At 72.3% G+C, this 14,702-nt stretch carries 15 protein-coding genes; 9 read left to right on the top strand and 6 right to left on the bottom strand.

Going from position 1 to position 14,702, the window contains the following annotated elements; genetic code table 11:
- Positions 1–34 precede the first annotated feature (34 nt).
- Positions 35–511: a DUF2510 domain-containing protein gene (locus ACFVTX_RS11335; RefSeq protein WP_386900079.1), complete on the bottom strand. Its 477-nt coding sequence runs from the start codon at positions 509–511 to the stop codon at positions 35–37.
- Between the two features lie 89 nt (positions 512–600).
- Here ACFVTX_RS11335 and ACFVTX_RS11330 point away from each other — a divergent pair, with 89 nt between their 5' ends.
- Positions 601–990: an MmcQ/YjbR family DNA-binding protein gene (locus ACFVTX_RS11330; protein ID WP_386900077.1), complete on the top strand. Its 390-nt coding sequence runs from the start codon at positions 601–603 to the stop codon at positions 988–990.
- 96 nt (positions 991–1,086) lie between these two features.
- Here ACFVTX_RS11330 and ACFVTX_RS11325 read toward each other — a convergent pair whose 3' ends face one another.
- Complete coding sequence (locus ACFVTX_RS11325) at positions 1,087–1,500, bottom strand: hypothetical protein (protein ID WP_386900075.1); 414 nt, start codon at positions 1,498–1,500, stop codon at positions 1,087–1,089.
- Between the two features lie 193 nt (positions 1,501–1,693).
- On the opposite strand from ACFVTX_RS11325, the gene ACFVTX_RS11320 reads away from it, so the two are divergent.
- The 3 genes from ACFVTX_RS11320 to cofD are packed head-to-tail and all read left to right on the top strand — an operon-like array spanning position 1,694 to position 5,971.
- Positions 1,694–2,755 carry a DNA polymerase IV gene (locus ACFVTX_RS11320; RefSeq protein ID WP_386900407.1) on the top strand — a complete coding sequence of 354 codons (1,062 nt, stop codon included), beginning with the start codon at positions 1,694–1,696 and terminating at the stop codon, positions 2,753–2,755.
- Positions 2,756–2,782: 27 nt separating this feature from the next.
- The gene (locus ACFVTX_RS11315) at positions 2,783–4,930 is read left to right on the top strand and encodes a bifunctional lysylphosphatidylglycerol flippase/synthetase MprF (protein ID WP_386900074.1); all 2,148 of its coding nucleotides are present in this window, start codon (positions 2,783–2,785) and stop codon (positions 4,928–4,930) included.
- A gap of 21 nt (positions 4,931–4,951) precedes the next feature.
- Complete coding sequence (gene cofD, locus ACFVTX_RS11310; RefSeq protein WP_386900072.1) at positions 4,952–5,971, top strand: 2-phospho-L-lactate transferase; 1,020 nt, start codon at positions 4,952–4,954, stop codon at positions 5,969–5,971.
- A gap of 39 nt (positions 5,972–6,010) precedes the next feature.
- Here the strand turns inward: cofD and ACFVTX_RS11305 are convergent, their stop codons facing one another.
- Positions 6,011–7,429, bottom strand: a complete 1,419-nt coding sequence (locus ACFVTX_RS11305; protein ID WP_386900071.1) for a cellulase family glycosylhydrolase — start codon at positions 7,427–7,429, stop codon at positions 6,011–6,013.
- 255 nt (positions 7,430–7,684) lie between these two features.
- On the opposite strand from ACFVTX_RS11305, the gene ACFVTX_RS11300 reads away from it, so the two are divergent.
- The 5 genes from ACFVTX_RS11300 to ACFVTX_RS11280 all read left to right on the top strand — a co-directional run bounded on the left by ACFVTX_RS11300 (position 7,685) and on the right by ACFVTX_RS11280 (position 11,824).
- Positions 7,685–8,698, top strand: a complete 1,014-nt coding sequence (locus ACFVTX_RS11300; protein ID WP_386900070.1) for a putative F420-0 ABC transporter substrate-binding protein — start codon at positions 7,685–7,687, stop codon at positions 8,696–8,698.
- Entirely contained in the window at positions 8,695–9,870 is a 1,176-nt protein-coding gene (locus tag ACFVTX_RS11295; RefSeq protein ID WP_386900069.1) for a putative F420-0 ABC transporter permease subunit, read from the top strand. Before ACFVTX_RS11300 ends, ACFVTX_RS11295 begins: the two co-directional genes overlap by 4 nt.
- The gene (locus ACFVTX_RS11290) at positions 9,867–10,691 is read left to right on the top strand and encodes an ABC transporter ATP-binding protein (protein WP_386900068.1); all 825 of its coding nucleotides are present in this window, start codon (positions 9,867–9,869) and stop codon (positions 10,689–10,691) included. The genes ACFVTX_RS11295 and ACFVTX_RS11290 overlap by 4 nt, the downstream gene beginning before the upstream one ends.
- A gap of 127 nt (positions 10,692–10,818) precedes the next feature.
- Entirely contained in the window at positions 10,819–11,301 is a 483-nt protein-coding gene (locus ACFVTX_RS11285) for a hypothetical protein (protein WP_386900066.1), read from the top strand.
- A 40-nt stretch (positions 11,302–11,341) separates the two neighbouring features.
- On the top strand, positions 11,342–11,824 hold the full coding sequence (locus tag ACFVTX_RS11280; RefSeq protein WP_386900065.1) for a hypothetical protein: 483 nt from the start codon (positions 11,342–11,344) through the stop codon (positions 11,822–11,824).
- A 156-nt stretch (positions 11,825–11,980) separates the two neighbouring features.
- Here the strand turns inward: ACFVTX_RS11280 and fgd are convergent, their stop codons facing one another.
- The 3 genes from fgd to ACFVTX_RS11265 are packed head-to-tail and all read right to left on the bottom strand — an operon-like array spanning position 11,981 to position 14,690.
- Positions 11,981–13,009 (bottom strand): glucose-6-phosphate dehydrogenase (coenzyme-F420), encoded by a 1,029-nt coding sequence (gene fgd / locus ACFVTX_RS11275; RefSeq protein WP_386900064.1) that lies wholly within the window; start codon positions 13,007–13,009, stop codon positions 11,981–11,983.
- On the bottom strand, positions 13,006–13,695 hold the full coding sequence (gene cofC, locus ACFVTX_RS11270) for a 2-phospho-L-lactate guanylyltransferase (RefSeq protein ID WP_386900062.1): 690 nt from the start codon (positions 13,693–13,695) through the stop codon (positions 13,006–13,008). The genes fgd and cofC overlap by 4 nt, the downstream gene beginning before the upstream one ends.
- Entirely contained in the window at positions 13,692–14,690 is a 999-nt protein-coding gene (locus tag ACFVTX_RS11265; protein ID WP_386900060.1) for a TIGR03557 family F420-dependent LLM class oxidoreductase, read from the bottom strand. The genes cofC and ACFVTX_RS11265 overlap by 4 nt, the downstream gene beginning before the upstream one ends.
- Positions 14,691–14,702 lie beyond the last annotated feature (12 nt).

The following is a 14,702-nucleotide window of genomic DNA, read 5'->3' as shown; positions in this document are numbered from 1 at the left end:
GTCGTCGCGAGTACTCAGCACCGCCGACAGCGCGTCAGCGGAATGCCGCAAGCAGGAATGCGAACACGATGCCGATGCCCCCGAGCACTGCCGGCGCTACGAGGATGCAGACTCCGCCGACGAGCCCGGTCAACGCGGCACGGCGCCCGATCCCGCCGAGGCGACGAGCATTGGCGAGCCCGATCGCGCCGAACACGATCGAGAGAACAGTGAGCACCAACACGGGCAACCCGCCGATCCACGACATCACGACGCCGACGGTCTGGGCAGCGGAGTCCGGAATGAGCGTCAACAGGAGAGGGACGACCCAGAAGAGGACGGCGAGCGGCCAGGCCCAGACGAAGATCGATCGCGCGCGCCGCGCGGCAGCGTTCTGTGCATCACCGACCGGTTTCGTTGCGAAGTGCTCGTCCGACCACGCGCGACCGTCCCACCAGCGGAGCAGATCGGGCGCCTCGGGATCGTCGTACCAGCCCGGAGGCGCCGCCGTGGTCGGAGGGCCGTACGTCATGCGATGTCTCCTTCGTCGTGACCGCTATTCTGCCGGTCGCTGACGTCGCCGACGAACCGCGTGTCGGCGGAGCGCCATAGGCTCCCACCATGCCCGAGCTCGACGACGTCCGCCGCATAGCCGCGGGGCTGCCCGGCAGTGAAGAGCGGGCGATGACGGGCGGCGCCGCCTGGTTCGTGCGCGGCAAGCTGTTCGCGTGGGAGTGCCACCCGTGGCCGAGCATCCCCGACGACATGCGCGCGGTGATCGCCGCCGAGCTCTGCGTCGGGGTGAAGCTCGCCGACCCGGTCGAGGCGCTCGCCCTCCGCGAGATGCAACCAGCGGTCTTCCTGCGCGCGACGACGCGGTGGGGCGAACCGAAGATCGCGTTCCGCATGGCGGGCATCGCCGACGACCACCTCGAAGAGCTCGTGACGGAGGCGTGGCGGGTGCAGGCGCCGAAGTACCTGCGGCAGGAGCTCTTCGGCGACGAGGCGTAGGCGACTGCCAGGCTTGGCCGCACATCGCACCCGATCGGCCTCCTCGCCATCCTCATCGACGCCGACAGGGAGAACGGCGCCTGAACGAACTCCCGCTCAATGCCGGGACGATCGCTCCGGAACGAAGTACTTCGGGAGCCGAAGGTGCCCCCACTCCAGGGCCTTCATCAGACCCCAGATGATCGTTCCGAGTGCCGCTGCGAGCGGAACGACATGGGGTCCGATGTCGATCCATCCGGCCGCGTGAACGATGTCGTTACCCGAGTCCATGATGCCGCTCGGTCGAAGGCCGGCTCGCACCGAGCCGCCGGGCTCGACCCAGCCGTCGAGACGGATGTCGGTCTCGGTGACGCGCCCATCGTCGGATACCCAGGTTCCGACGCTGCTGCATCCTCTGCGAGTCGATTCGCAGTACTCCTCGGTGAACGTTCCCCAGACGACCGGTTCCTGCGCGTCGAGGAGGTTGATGACGGCAAGCGTGAGGAAGACGGCCGCGAATCCGCCGATCATCAGGTAGATGGCACTCCGCTGGACCGCTCGCAGCTTGCGTGAACGGGCGCTCCCGTGGCGGCCCCGACGATCACTCGCCAACGGGTTCTCCGACGTACGTCGCTTGCGCGGTGTCCGGGTGCACGTCGCGATCCTATGCGCACACCGCCAAGCGCGGCAGACTGACCCCGTGAGCCAACGCAGCCACGGGTGGGTGCTGCACGTCGATCTCGACCAGTTCATCGCGGCGGTCGAGGTGCTGCGACGCCCCGAGCTCGCGGGCAAGCCTGTGATCGTGGGCGGTCGGGGCGATCCGACCGAGCGGGCCGTGGTGTCGACGGCGTCGTACGAGGCGCGGGAGTTCGGCGTCGGCTCGGGCATGCCGCTGCGCATCGCGGCCCGCAAGGCTCCCGAGGCGATCATCCTCCCAGTCGATCACGAGGCGTACACCGAGGCATCCGAAGCCGTGATGGCGACGCTGCGCGCGCAGCCGGGCGCGACGGTGCAGGTGCTCGGCTGGGACGAGGCGTTCGTCGGCGTCGAGACCGACGACCCCGAGGGCTACGCCCGCACCCTGCAGGGCGCGGTGCTCGAGCGCACGCGACTGCACTGCAGCGTTGGCATCGGCGACACGCTCGTGCGGGCCAAGGTCGCGACGGGGTTCGGCAAGCCGCAGGGCGTGTTCCGGCTGACGGCGGCGAACTGGCTCGAGATCATGGGCGAGCGCCCGACGATCGAGATGTGGGGCATCGGCACGAAGATCTCACGCCGGCTCGCAGGGCTCGGCATCACGACGATCAGCGAGCTGGCGGCCGCCGACCCCGAAGCCGATGGGCTCGTCGCCGAGTTCGGGCCGCGCATGGGGCCCTGGTACGCGCAGCTCGGCCGCGGCGAGGGCGCCCGCGTCGTCGACGACACCCCATGGGTGGCGCGCGGCCACAGCCGCGAGACCACCTATCAGCACGACCTCGTCGAGGCGTCGCAGATCGAGGCTGCGATCCGCGAACTGGCCGCGCAGGTGCTCGCGGATGTCGCGGCCGAGGGCCGCCCGGTCGTCGGCCTCGCACTCAAGGTCAGGTACGCGCCGTTCATCACCAAGACGTTCACCAAGAAGATCGCCGAGACGGCCGACCAGGAGGTCGTGCTCGCCCGCATGCTCGAGCTCGCGGGCCGGATCGAGCCCGATCGCCCGGTGCGCCTGCTCGGCCTGCGCGCCGAGATGCGCATGCCCGAGGAGGCGCGCGACGACCACACGCCCACCCGAAGCGGCTGGTGAGCCCACCCCGCGTGCCAGACTCGCGACATGACGGACCGCGATCGACAGACGGCCTCGGACACCATGACGCCCGCCGAGAACGGTCTCGTGCGACGCACCCTCCATCTGCTCGGGCGCCTCCCCGTCACGCTCTCGGTCCTCGTCGTCCTCGTCGTGTTCGGCATCGTGAGCGGCGGCTTCGCGAGCGCGACCGACCAGGCGCCCTGGTACGAGACCTTCGCCTACGGCGTCCCCTCCTTCGCCGACGGACGCTGGTACACGGTCGCCACCGGCACGGTGCTCGTCGCGGTGCCGCTCGGTTACCTGTTGATCCTGCCGGTCACCGCGGCGGGGCTCGGCTGGCTCGAGCTGCGGCGCGGCTCGGGGCTCACCGCCGCGACCTTCCTGGTCGGGCAGGCGGTCGCCGTCATCGGCACCGCCTTCCTCGTCGCGGGGTTCGCGACCTTCGGATCGCCCTGGGCCGAGGAGCTCGCGAAGCAGGTCGACGTCGGCCCATCGGGCGGAGTGCTCGCGGCCATCACGATGGCGGCGTTCTCGCTGCGCCCGCCGTGGGCGGGTCGTGCGCTGCTGATCGTGTTCGCGGTGGTCACGGTCGGGGTGCTCTTCGTCGGCACGCTCGCCGACATCGAGCACGCCGTCGCCGCGGTCGCCGTGATGCTCGTACAGGCCCGCGCGTTCAGCCGTCCGTCGCTGCGCGAGCAGCGCTTCATCACCTGGACGGTGCTCCTCGCGATCGGCGCGGCGCAGCTCATCCTCGTGCTCGTCCCGACCTTCGGCCCGTTCGGCGCGAGCGAGCCGGGCGGCGTGCAGTTCGTCGACGTCGCGATCGACGCGGTGATCGTGCTGCTGCTCGCCGACGGGCTCCGCCGGGGCATCCGACTCGCCTGGATCGGCGCGGTCGTGCTGGGCGCGCTGAACGTCGCCGGCGGCATCCTCTCCTTCCTCCTGCTGACCCTGCTCGACGCCATCGGCTCGGACTTCACCGCCGCCCAGCTCGCCCAGGCCCGCGACGCGCTCACGCTCGCGATCACGACCTCCGTGCTGTGGCTCGGCATGCTCGTCTGGCTCGTGATCACCCGGCACGCGTACCGCGCGCGGCTGCGCCGCCGGCTTCCGGGCGCCCGCGATGCGCAGCGGCCGGGCGCCCTCGTCGAGACCGCTCGCGAACTGGTCCGCGAGACCGGCGGCGGACCGCTGTCGTGGATGGCGACGTGGCCCGACAATCGCATCTTCCTCGGCTCCTCCCCCGACACGGCGGTGGCCTACCAGACCCACCAGGGGGTCGCGATCGTCCTCTCCGACCCGATCGCGCCCGACGACCGCGTCGGCGAGACGCTCGTCGAGTTCCTCGACACGGTCGTGCGCGCGGGCTACACGCCGTGCGTGTTCGGTGCGACCGAGCGCGCGCGGGCGGCCATCCCCGAGGGGTGGCGGGCCGTGCAGATCGCCGAGGACACGATCGTCGACCTCCCCGGGCTCGAGTTCACCGGCAAGGCGTGGTCGCCCGCGCGGCAGGCCCTGAACCGGGCCGAACGCGAGGGCGTTACCTTCCGCATGGGCGCCCTCGCCAACGAGTCGCGACGGGTGCGGGCGCAGGTCGACGAGATCTCCTCGCAGTGGGTCGGCGAGAAGGAGCTGCCCGAGATGCGCTTCACCCTCGGCACCGTCGACGAGGCCCTCGACCCCGAGGTGCGCATGGCGTTCGCCGAGCACGACGGCCAGCTCGAGGGCTTCCTCAGCTGGCTGCCCGTGTACGGGAGCGGCGGCGAGGTCACCGGGTGGACGCTCGACCTCATGCGCCGACGCGCCGACAGCGGCTTCCCCGCCGTCATGGAGTACCTGATCGCCTCGTCGGCGCTCGCGTTCCGCGACGAGGGCGCCGCGTTCCTCTCGCTCTCGGGTGCACCCCTCGCCCGCTCGACGCCCGCGTCGCCCGAGGAGCTCAGCCCGATCGACGGCTGGCTCGACCGCCTCGGGGCGATGCTCGAACCGGCCTACGGCTTCCGCTCGCTGCACCGCTTCAAGCAGAAGTTCCGGCCGCGGGCAGAGCCCCTCTACCTGCTCTTCGCCGACGAGGGCGACCTCGCGCGCATCGGCCTCGCGCTCGCGCGCGCCTACCTGCCGGATGCCTCGATGGCCGACCTCGTCCGGATGGGCACGTCGCTCACCCGCTGAGCACCCGGCTAGCGTTGAGCCGTGAGGATCACGGTGCTCGCCGGCGGGGTCGGCGGTTCGAAGTTCGTGCGGGGCGTCCGCGAGGAGGCCGCGCGGCGATGGCCTGCGAGCGAGGGCGGCGCCGGGGCATCCGAGGCCGAGATCACCGTGGTCGTGAACACGGGCGACGACATCTGGCTCTCGGGTGTGCGGCTCATGCCCGACTTCGATTCGCTGCTGTACTCGCTCGCGGGCGTCAACGACACCGAGCGCGGCTGGGGTCGCGCCGGCGAGTCCGAACGGGTCTCCGCCGAACTGCGCGAGTGGGGCGTCGGCTGGCCCTGGTTCACCCTCGGCGACCTCGACCTCGGCACGCACCTCGCCCGCACCTCGTGGCTGCGCGAGGGGCTCACGCCGTCGCAGGTCGGCGAACGCCTGCAGCGGCGCTGGCCGCTCGGGGTGCGGCTCATCCCCGCGACCGACACCGAAGTCGACACGTGGGTGCGCGTCGCAGACCCCGAGGCACCCGGCGGCGAGCGCGAGATGCACTTCCAGGAGTGGTGGACGCGCCACCGCGCCGCGCTGCCCGCGCTCGCGTTCACCCAGCGCAACCTGGCCGACGCGCGCCCGGCGCCCGGTGTCGCCGAGGCGATCGCCGACGCCGACGTGGTGCTCGTCGCACCCTCGAACCCGGTCGTCTCGATCGGCACGATCGTCGCGGTGCCCGGCATCCGCGAGGCGCTCGCGGCGACTGCGGCGCCCGTCGTCGGCGTCTCCCCGATCATCGGCGGCAAGGTCGTGCGCGGCATGGCCGACGCGTGCCTCCCGGCCATCGGCGTCGAGACGAGCGCCGAGGGCGTCGGGCGGCACTACGGCGCGCGCGGGGCGGGCGGGCTCATCGACGGCTGGCTCGTCGACGAATCGGATGCCTCCGCCCTCGCCGCGCTCGAGAGCGCGGGCCTCGTCGCGGCCGCGGCCCCCCTCTGGATGCGCGACCTCGACACCTCGGCCGCCCTCGCGGGCGCGGCGCTCGACCTCGCGACGGCTGCGCGACGAAGGTGAGCGGCGCGGCGTGCACCGCACCGCTCACCGCCGGGAGCCTCAGCGCCCGAGCGTCAGCGACACCGCCGCACCGGGCTTCGCGGTGATGCGCAGCGTCTGCTTCTTCTTGTCGTAGTGGGCCTTGCCGCCGGTGATCGTCACCTTCGGCGAGCTCGCGTACACCGACGCCGGCACCCAGACCTCGGTCGGCCCGCCGGCCGCGGTGTAGCTCAGGGTGTAGGAGCCGCCCGCCGCATCGAAGTGCTCGGCGCCGGGCGTGCCCGCGATCGCGCGGGCGTAGGGCCCGAACGCGGGCTCGTTGCCGGGTGCAGCCTTGCCCGAGGCATCCATCGCGCAGTAGCCACCCCCGTCGCTGCGGCACCAGTACCACATGGCCCAACCGCTCGCGAAGCGCTCCATCGACGCGACCTGCGCGTCGACGAGCGCCGCGTTGCCGGGCGTGCGCGAGTTCGGCACGCCCCACTCGCCGACGATGAGCGGCATGCGGTTCGCCGACGGGTACGCCGAGATCGCGGCCTCGTAGTTCACCACGAAGTCGTCGCCCTGCCAGTCGCTGCCCTCTTCGACGCCGGTGTTGTAGAAGTGCGGGGCGTAGCCGAGCTTCGGGTCGTCGAAGGTGCGCAGCTGCGTGGGGACCCCGTAGCCGACGAGGACGGTCGGTTCGAGGAAGATCCACGACTCGTCGTCGACCGAGCGGATCGCCCCGATGAGCCGCTCGTACATGTCGCTGATCTTCGTCGACTCCATCCGGGCCGAGGCGGTCACCCAGTCCTCGCCCTCGGCGAACTCGCCGAACGGCTCGTTGAAGAGGTCGTAGCCGATGAGGCTGTCGTGGTCGCCGAAGCGGTCGGCGATCTCGACCCAGAGCTGCTGCTGCGCGGCGCGGAGGTCGGCGTCGTCGTACAGGTGGGTGAAGGCGCGCATGACCGCGGGCTGGAAGTAGTTGTTGAACCAGTTGTCGGGGTCGTCGACGAATGGGAGCCCGTCGGTGCGGGTCGCCCACTCGGGCGCGCCGGAGGCGCCGAACACGGGCCCGTACACGTCCTGGTGCATGTCGAGCATGACGTGGATGCCCTCGCGGTCGGCCGCGTCGAGCACCGACTCGACGTAGTCGAAGTACGCCTCGTCGTACTCGCCCTGCTCGGGCTCGAAGTACTGCCACTGCACGACGAGACGGAGGAACGTCGAGCCCTGGTCGGCCATCGCCGCGACCTCGGCCGGCGTCAGGCGGTCGTGCACGTACTTCGCCGCGTTGAACCCGCGCAGCTGCAGCGCGCGCCCCTGCTGGTCGGTGATGAAGGTGCGCCCGTCGGGCGTGGTGATGCGATCGGACTTCACCGCCTTGGCGGCGGGCGGCGGAGCTGTCGGCGGGGCCGCCGCGGCGGCCGTCGGGATGGCGAGCGCCGCGGCTGCCGCGAGGGCGAGACCAGCGGCGGCACGGGGCAGGAATGAAGGCATCGGCGCTCCTTTGCGCGTCCTTGCGACCAGGGGTTGCGAGCGAGCCTAGGGGAAGTGGGTCATTTGTCCAAGTAGTTTCTCGGGGGCCGCCAGCAGCGTTCTTCGCCGTCCCATCGGGCCGGAAGGCTCGACATCGCGCTAGGCTGCTGAACGACCACCGGGCTGACTTGCCCGGTCGTGGTGGCCCGGGATTGGGCCGCGAGTCGCCGACCTCGTCGGAGCACGCCTGCACACCATCCCGGAGGACCCCTGCCCATGCGCACCCACGCCACCCGCCCCCTGCTCGCCGGATTCGCGCTCGCCGCCGTCGCGCTGCTCGCCGGCTGTGCGAGCCCCGCGGGCGCCGACCCCGCCGCCGAGTCCGCCTCGGACGAGACCGGCTCCGCGGCATCCGCGTACCCGCTCACGATCGACAACTGCGGCACCGAGGTGACCTTCGACGCCGCCCCCGAGCGCGTCGTCGCGATCAAGTCGTCGACCCTCGAGCTGCTGCTCGCCCTGGGCCTCGAGGACACGGTCGTCGGCACCGCGTTCAGCGACGGCCCCGTGCCCGCCGAGTTCGCCGACGCGGCCGAGGGCCTCGAGGTGCTGAGCGACAAGGTGCCCTCGCAGGAGGCGACCCTCGCGGTCGAACCCGACCTCGTCTACGCCGGCTGGGAGTCGAACCTCTCGGCCGAGGGCGCCGGCGAGCGCGACTCGCTCGCCGCGCTCGGCGTCGCGAGCTACGTCGCCCCCGCCGCCTGCAAGGGCGAGGGCTACATGCCCGACCCGCTGACCTTCGACACCGTGTTCGCGGGCTTCGAGGAGCTCGGCGCCATCTTCGACGTGCAGGACGACGCCGCCGAGCTCGTCGCGACGCAGCGCGCCGCGCTGGAGGCGATCTCGCCCTCCGAGGCCGGATTCACCGCGCTCTGGTACTCGTCGGGCAGCGACCAGCCGTTCGTCGGCGCCGGCATCGGCGCACCGCAGATGATCATGGATGCCGCGGGGCTCGACAACGTCGCGAGCGACGTCCACGACACGTGGACCTCGATGTCGTGGGAGGCCGTCGTCGACGCGAACCCCGACGTGATCGTGCTCGTCGACGCCCCGTGGAACACCGCCGAGGCGAAGATCGCAGCTCTCGCCGCGAACCCGGCGACCGCGGCGCTGCCGGCCGTCGCGGGCGAGCGCTACGTGATCGTCGACTTCCCGTCGACCGAGGCGGGCGTGCGCAACGTCGACGCGGTCGCGTCGATCGTCGAGCAGTTGGAGCAGCTCGGCCGATGAACACCACCCCCGCCGGTCGAGTCGCTCCTGCTGGTCGAGGAGCGAGCGACGAAGGAGCACGCGTCTCGAGACCCCCGCACGAGGTCTCGAGACGCTCCTCCTCCGTTCCTCGACCGGCGGGAGCCCTTCGCACCCTCGCGTGGGGCATCGGCCTCGCCGCGCTCCTCCTCGTCTCGATCGTCGTCGCCGTCACGATCGGGCCTGCCGCCCTCTCGCCCGCCGACGTGCTCGCGAGCGTCGCCGCGCACCTCGGGTTCGGCGAGCCGACGCTGTCGCCGCTCCGCGACGGCATCGTGTGGCAACTGCGGATGCCGCGGGTGCTCACCGCCGCCGCGGTCGGCGCGGGCCTCGCGCTCTGCGGCGCCGTGATGCAGGCCGTCACCCGCAACCCGCTCGCCGACCCCTACCTGCTCGGCCTCTCCTCGGGCGCCTCGGTGGGAGCGGTCGTCGTGCTCGTGCTCGGCTGGTCCCTCGTGCTGCCGCTCGCGGCCTTCGCCGGTGCGATCGTCGCCCTGCTCGCCACGCTCGGGCTGGCGCTCGGCGCGGGCCGGGCAGGCGGGGCTGCCGGGGCGGTCGGCGGCACCTCCGGCCCGCGACTCTCGCCGACGGCGACGGTGCTCGCCGGCATCGCCGTGTCGAGCGTGTTCGGCGCGATCACGAGCCTCGTCATCTTCTGGAGCGCGACGAACGACAGCTACCGCGAGATCCTGAACTGGCTGCTCGGTTCGCTCTCGGGCACCGACTGGACGTCGGTCGCGATCGCAGGCGGCGCGTTGCTGCTCGTCGGGATGCCGCTGCTCGCGAGCGCCCGCACCCTCGACGCCTTCGCGGTCGGCGAGTCGGGCGCGGCGGCGCTCGGCGTGAACGTCGCCCGCAGCCGCGTGCTGCTGCTCGGCGGCACCGCGCTCCTCACGGGCGCGCTCGTCGCGGTGAGCGGCTCGATCGGCTTCGTCGGACTCGTGCTGCCGCACGCCGTGCGGCTCGTGACGGGGCCGGGCCACCGGGCGCTGCTGCCGCTGTCGGCACTCGCCGGCGCGATCTTCCTCGTGTGGGCCGACACCGGGGCCCGCACGCTCTTCGATCCGCGCGAGCTGCCCGTCGGCATCCTCACCGCCCTCATCGGCGGCCCGGTGTTCGCCTGGCTGCTGCTGCGCCGAAGGAGCCTCGCATGAGCCTCGACCTCGCACGGGTGCGGTTCGACCGCGGTGCGCGCACGATCATCGACGGCGTCGACGTGACGATGCCGGGCGGCGCCCTCACCGCCCTCGTCGGGCCGAACGGCGCGGGCAAGTCGACGCTGCTGCACCTCATCGCCGCGATCGAACGTGCCGACGCGGGCGAGTTGCGTCTCGACGGGCGTTCACTGCCCGGGATGCCACGGCGCGAACGTGCCCGCATCGTCGCCCTCGCCGAGCAGCAGGCCGAGATCGACCCGCAGCTCAGCGTGCTCGCCTCGGTGCTCATCGGTCGCACCCCGCACCTCGGGGCATTCGGCGCGATCGGCGTGCACGATCGCGAGATCGCCGAACGATCGCTCGCCGCGGTCGGGGCGCTCGAGTTCGCCGAGCGATCGATCGGTGCGTTGTCGGGCGGTGAGCGCCAACGGGTCACCCTCGCGCGCGCCCTCACCCAGGAGCCAGGACTGCTGCTCGTCGACGAACCGACGAACCACCTCGACCTCGCCGCGCAGCTCACCGCGCTCGAGCTGCTCGCGGCGCTCTCGCGCGACGGGCTCACCGTCGTCGCCGCACTGCACGACCTCTCGCACGCGGCCGCGTACGCCGACCACGTGATCGTGCTCGCCGCCGGCCGCGTGGTCGCCGCGGGCGACCCCCGCGAGGTGCTCACGGCGCCGCTCGTCTCGGAGGTGTACGGCGTTCGCGCCGAGGTGATCGAGCACCCGCTCACGGGCCGCCCGCTCATCGCCGTCGCGGCGCCCGCGGCCTCCTCGCTCGCATCGACGGACGCCGACCGGGCCTCGACCCCCGCCTGAGCCTGAGCTTGCCAGGATCTCGGCGATCGCCACAGCTTCGGACCTGATCGCGGCCTCTCGCCCGAAGTTCTGGCGATCTCCGAGATCCTGGCGGCCTCCGGCAGCCGCCCGGGCGTAGCCTCGAGGCATGAGTCCGATCCAGCGCGGGCCGCTGCCGACGATCGAGTGGGTGGCCGAGGAGTTCCTGCACAACGCCGACCGCGGGCGGCGGCTCGTCGCCGTCGACGGGGTCGACCCCGTGGCATCCGCCCGGGTCGCCCATGGGCTCGCGGCCGCGATCGCCGCGCGCAGCGATGCGCCCGTCGTGCGCAGAAGCCTCGGCGGGATCGACGAGGCGCGCCTGCGCGCCGAGGTCGTCGATCCGGTTCGGGCCGGAGCGTTCGCCGGCGCTGAAGACCCCGACACTGTGCTCGTCGCCGACGGCGAGCAGCTGCTCGACGATGCGGTGCGCGGCGTCTGGCACTTCTCCGTGTGGACGCTCGCGGGCGACGAGCTGCCCCACTCCGGGGCATCCGTGATCATCGACGTCACCGACCCGGCCGCGCCGACTCGCTTCTTCTACGACTTCTGCGCGATCCCGCCGAGCGTGAACCGCCCCGGCCTGCGCTGATCGCGCTAACGTTGCTCGACCACACCGAGAGCGAGCAACGATGCGCCGAATCTTCGATCTCCGGATCACCCACTGGGGATGGAAGCTCGCCTACGTCGTCGCCGCCTACCTGTTGCCGATGCCCGGCCCGACGGCCACAGCGATCGGCGTGAGCGACGCCTGGTTCGCCGTCATCAGCGCAGTGTGGACGATCGCCGCGGTGCTCTACGGCGCCCGTGTCTTCCGAGGTCGGGGCGAGCCGGTCGCACCGCCTCGACCCTGGTGGCAGATGACGGCCCGGCCAACGCTGTCGCGAAACCTCGGGCTGTTGCTCGCCGTGGTGACCGCGTCGTCATTTCTGGGCATGGTGCTCGAACTCGCCGGCGTCGTCGAGCCGAGGTCGACCCCGGTCGTCAGCGCCGTGACGATGATCGAGTTCGGGGTGCTCGCCTACCTCTACCTCAACTCTGCCGCGCGCCTGCGCCGCACGGAAGGGGCGGCGACCACGCCCACGTTCCAGCCGAGCCGCGACCTGACCCGCTGATCACGCTCCTGCCGGCGCGGGCGCACCGGCAGGATGCGCCCGGGCGGTCAGCGACGACTGGCATCCGACTCGAAACGCCGCGACGAGTCTCCCCGCCACGGCATGTCGCGCCAGACGCCAGCCGATCCTGACGCAGCGGGGCCGACCGGCCCGCGCCTACGCGCGCGCCCTCAGGCGCGGCGCGAGGTCGCGCTCGAACAGCTCGAGGAACCGGCGCTGGTCGTGGCCCGGGGCGTGGAAGACGAGGTGGTTGAAGCCCCAGTCCATGTACTGGCCGATCTGCTCGGCGACGGCGTCGGGGTCGGTGCCGACGATCCAGCGCTTCGCGATCACGTCGATCGGCAGGGCGTCGGCGGCGCGCTCCATCTCGACGGGGTCGGTGATGTCGTGCTTCTGTTCCTTCGAGAGCGAGAGCGGCGACCAGAAGCGGGTGTTGTCGAGGGCGGTGTCGAGGTCCTCCTCGTACGAGAGCTTGATCTCGATCATCCGGTCGAACTCGTCGAAGGTGCGGCCGTCCTCGCGCAGCGCGAGGCCCTCGCGCACGGCGGGCATGAGCTGGTCGACGTAGAGCTCGGCGCCCTTGCCCGAGGTGCAGATGAACCCGTCGCCCGCACGACCTGCGTACTTCGCCACCTGCGGGCCGCCGGCGGCGATGTATACGGGCACGCTCCCCTCGGGCCGGTCGTAGATCGAGGCGTCGTGGGTCGAGTAGTACTCGCCGTCGAAGCTGACCTGCCCCTGCTCCTTCCAGAGCGCGCGCATGAGGCGCACCGACTCGCGCAGGCGCGCGTAGCGCTCGCGGAACTCGGGCCACTCCTGCTCACCCGCGCCGCGGAACCCGGTCGCGATCTCGTTGAGCGCCTCACCGGTGCCGACCCCGGCGATGATGCGCTCGGGGTAGAGCACGCCGAGCGTCGCGAACGCCTGCGCGAGCACGGCCGGGTTGTAGCGGAACGTCGGCGTCATCACGCTCGTGCCGATCTTCACGGTCGAGGTGCGCTCGCCGACCGCGGCCATCCACGCGAGCGAGAACGGCGCGTGCCCGCCCGTGTGCCGCCACGGCTGGAAGTGGTCGCTCGTGAACACCGATTCCATGCCGTGGCCTTCGGCGGCGACGGCGATCTCGACGAGCTCGCGCGGGGCGAACTGCTCGGCGCTGGCCTTGTATCCGAGGGTGAGGGTCATGGGGTGCTCCTTCTGTGGGGGTCGGTGAGGTGCGGCAGCGCGCCGTCGGCGAGCGCGGCGAGGGCTTCGGCGGTGTGCGCGCCGACGCCGAGGCGCAGCGCCTGTTCGAGCGCCTCGACGGTGTCGACGTCGCGGCGCAGGGTCGTGAACGGCGCGTCGCCCGAGAGGTCGGCGAAGCCGGCCGCACGGTGGCGGGCGGCGGACCGCTCGCCGAAGGCGGGGCGCATCGAGGCGCCGGCCTCGGCGGTCGCGAGGGTCGTGCCGGTTCCGTCGGCGTCGGCGATGAAGGCGAGCGGATGCCGCGACGCGGCCTCGATGGCGGACTCGAGCTCGCTCGTGCGGAGGGAGGGCAGGTCGCCGAGCAGCACCGCGACGGGCACGAGCGCGGAAGCGCGGGCGGTGGCGATGCCGTGGTCGATCGCGGCGGTGAGCGCCTCGGCGGCCGGACCGGTGCCGGGCGCCTCCCGCACGAGTTCGACCCCCGCGGGCAGCGGCGTGCCGAGGTCGACCTCACCGGTGACGACGACGACCCGCTGGACGCCGTGCGCGGCGCGGGCCGCGACGATCGTGTCGATGGCGAATGCACGGGCGAGCACGGCGCGGGCTGCGGCGGGCACCGCGGGGCCGAGCCGCGTCTTCGCCGCGGAGAACGCCTTGACCGGGATGACGAGGGTCCAGCCGTTCATGCGCGCAGCCCCGGCAGCACCTCGCGGCCGAAGACCTCGATCCACTCGGCCTGGTTGCGGCCGACGTTGTGCAGGTAGATGCGGTCGAACCCGAGATCGAGGTAGCGCTGGATGTCGGCGCGGTGCACGTCGGGGTCGGCGGAGACGACCATGCGCCCCTCGAAGTCGGACGGGCGCACGGTACGGGCGAGCTGCTCGAACTCGAACGGCGAACGGATGTCGCTGCGCCCGAACCGCATGCCGGCGATCGGCCATTCGGTGAGGGCGTTGCGCATGGCCTCCTCGTCGCTCGCCGCCCACGACAGATGGAGCTGCAGGATCTTCGGCATGCGCCGCACGTCGCGTCCGCCGTCGCGCGCCCCGTCTGCGAATCGGGCGAGCAACTGGTCGAGCCGGTCGGACGGGCCGCTCATGGTGATGAGCCCGTCGGCGACGCGACCGGCGCGGCGGGCGGTGACGGGCCCCGCGGTCGCGACGTACACCTCGGGGGCGACCTTCGGCATCGTCCACAGGCGGGTGGTCTCAAGCTTGAAGCTCGGGCCCGCGTGGCGCACGTCGCGGCCGGCGATCGAGGCGGCGAAGAGCTTCTTGATGAGCTCGACGGCCTCGAACATTCGGTTGATCCGGTCGGGCGCTTCGGGCCAGTACTGGCCGACGACGTGCTCGTTGACCGCCTCGCCCGAGCCGATGCCGAGCCAGTGCCGCCCCGGGTGCATCGACGCGAGGGTCGCACTCGCCTGCGCGACGACCGCGGGATGCGTGCGGAACGTCGGCGTCGTCACCCCAGGCCCGAAGTCGCCGCGGGTGCGTTCGGCGAGGGCACCGAGCACGCTCCACACGTGCGACGACTGACCGAGCCGCGGCGTCCACGGCTGGAAGTGGTCGGTGGCCATGGTGCCGGTGAAGCCGTGCCGTTCGGCGAGCGCGGCGAGCGCCACCGCCTCCGCGGGCGGGAACTGCTCGAGCATGGCGGCGTAGCCGATGTGCACTGACACCCCTCCATCTTC

This window comes from Agromyces sp. NPDC058136 (assembly GCF_042884375.1).
Classification (GTDB): domain Bacteria; phylum Actinomycetota; class Actinomycetes; order Actinomycetales; family Microbacteriaceae; genus Agromyces.
The sequence above is the reverse complement of the archived record's forward strand: the minus strand, read 5'-3'. Positions and strand labels throughout refer to the sequence as shown.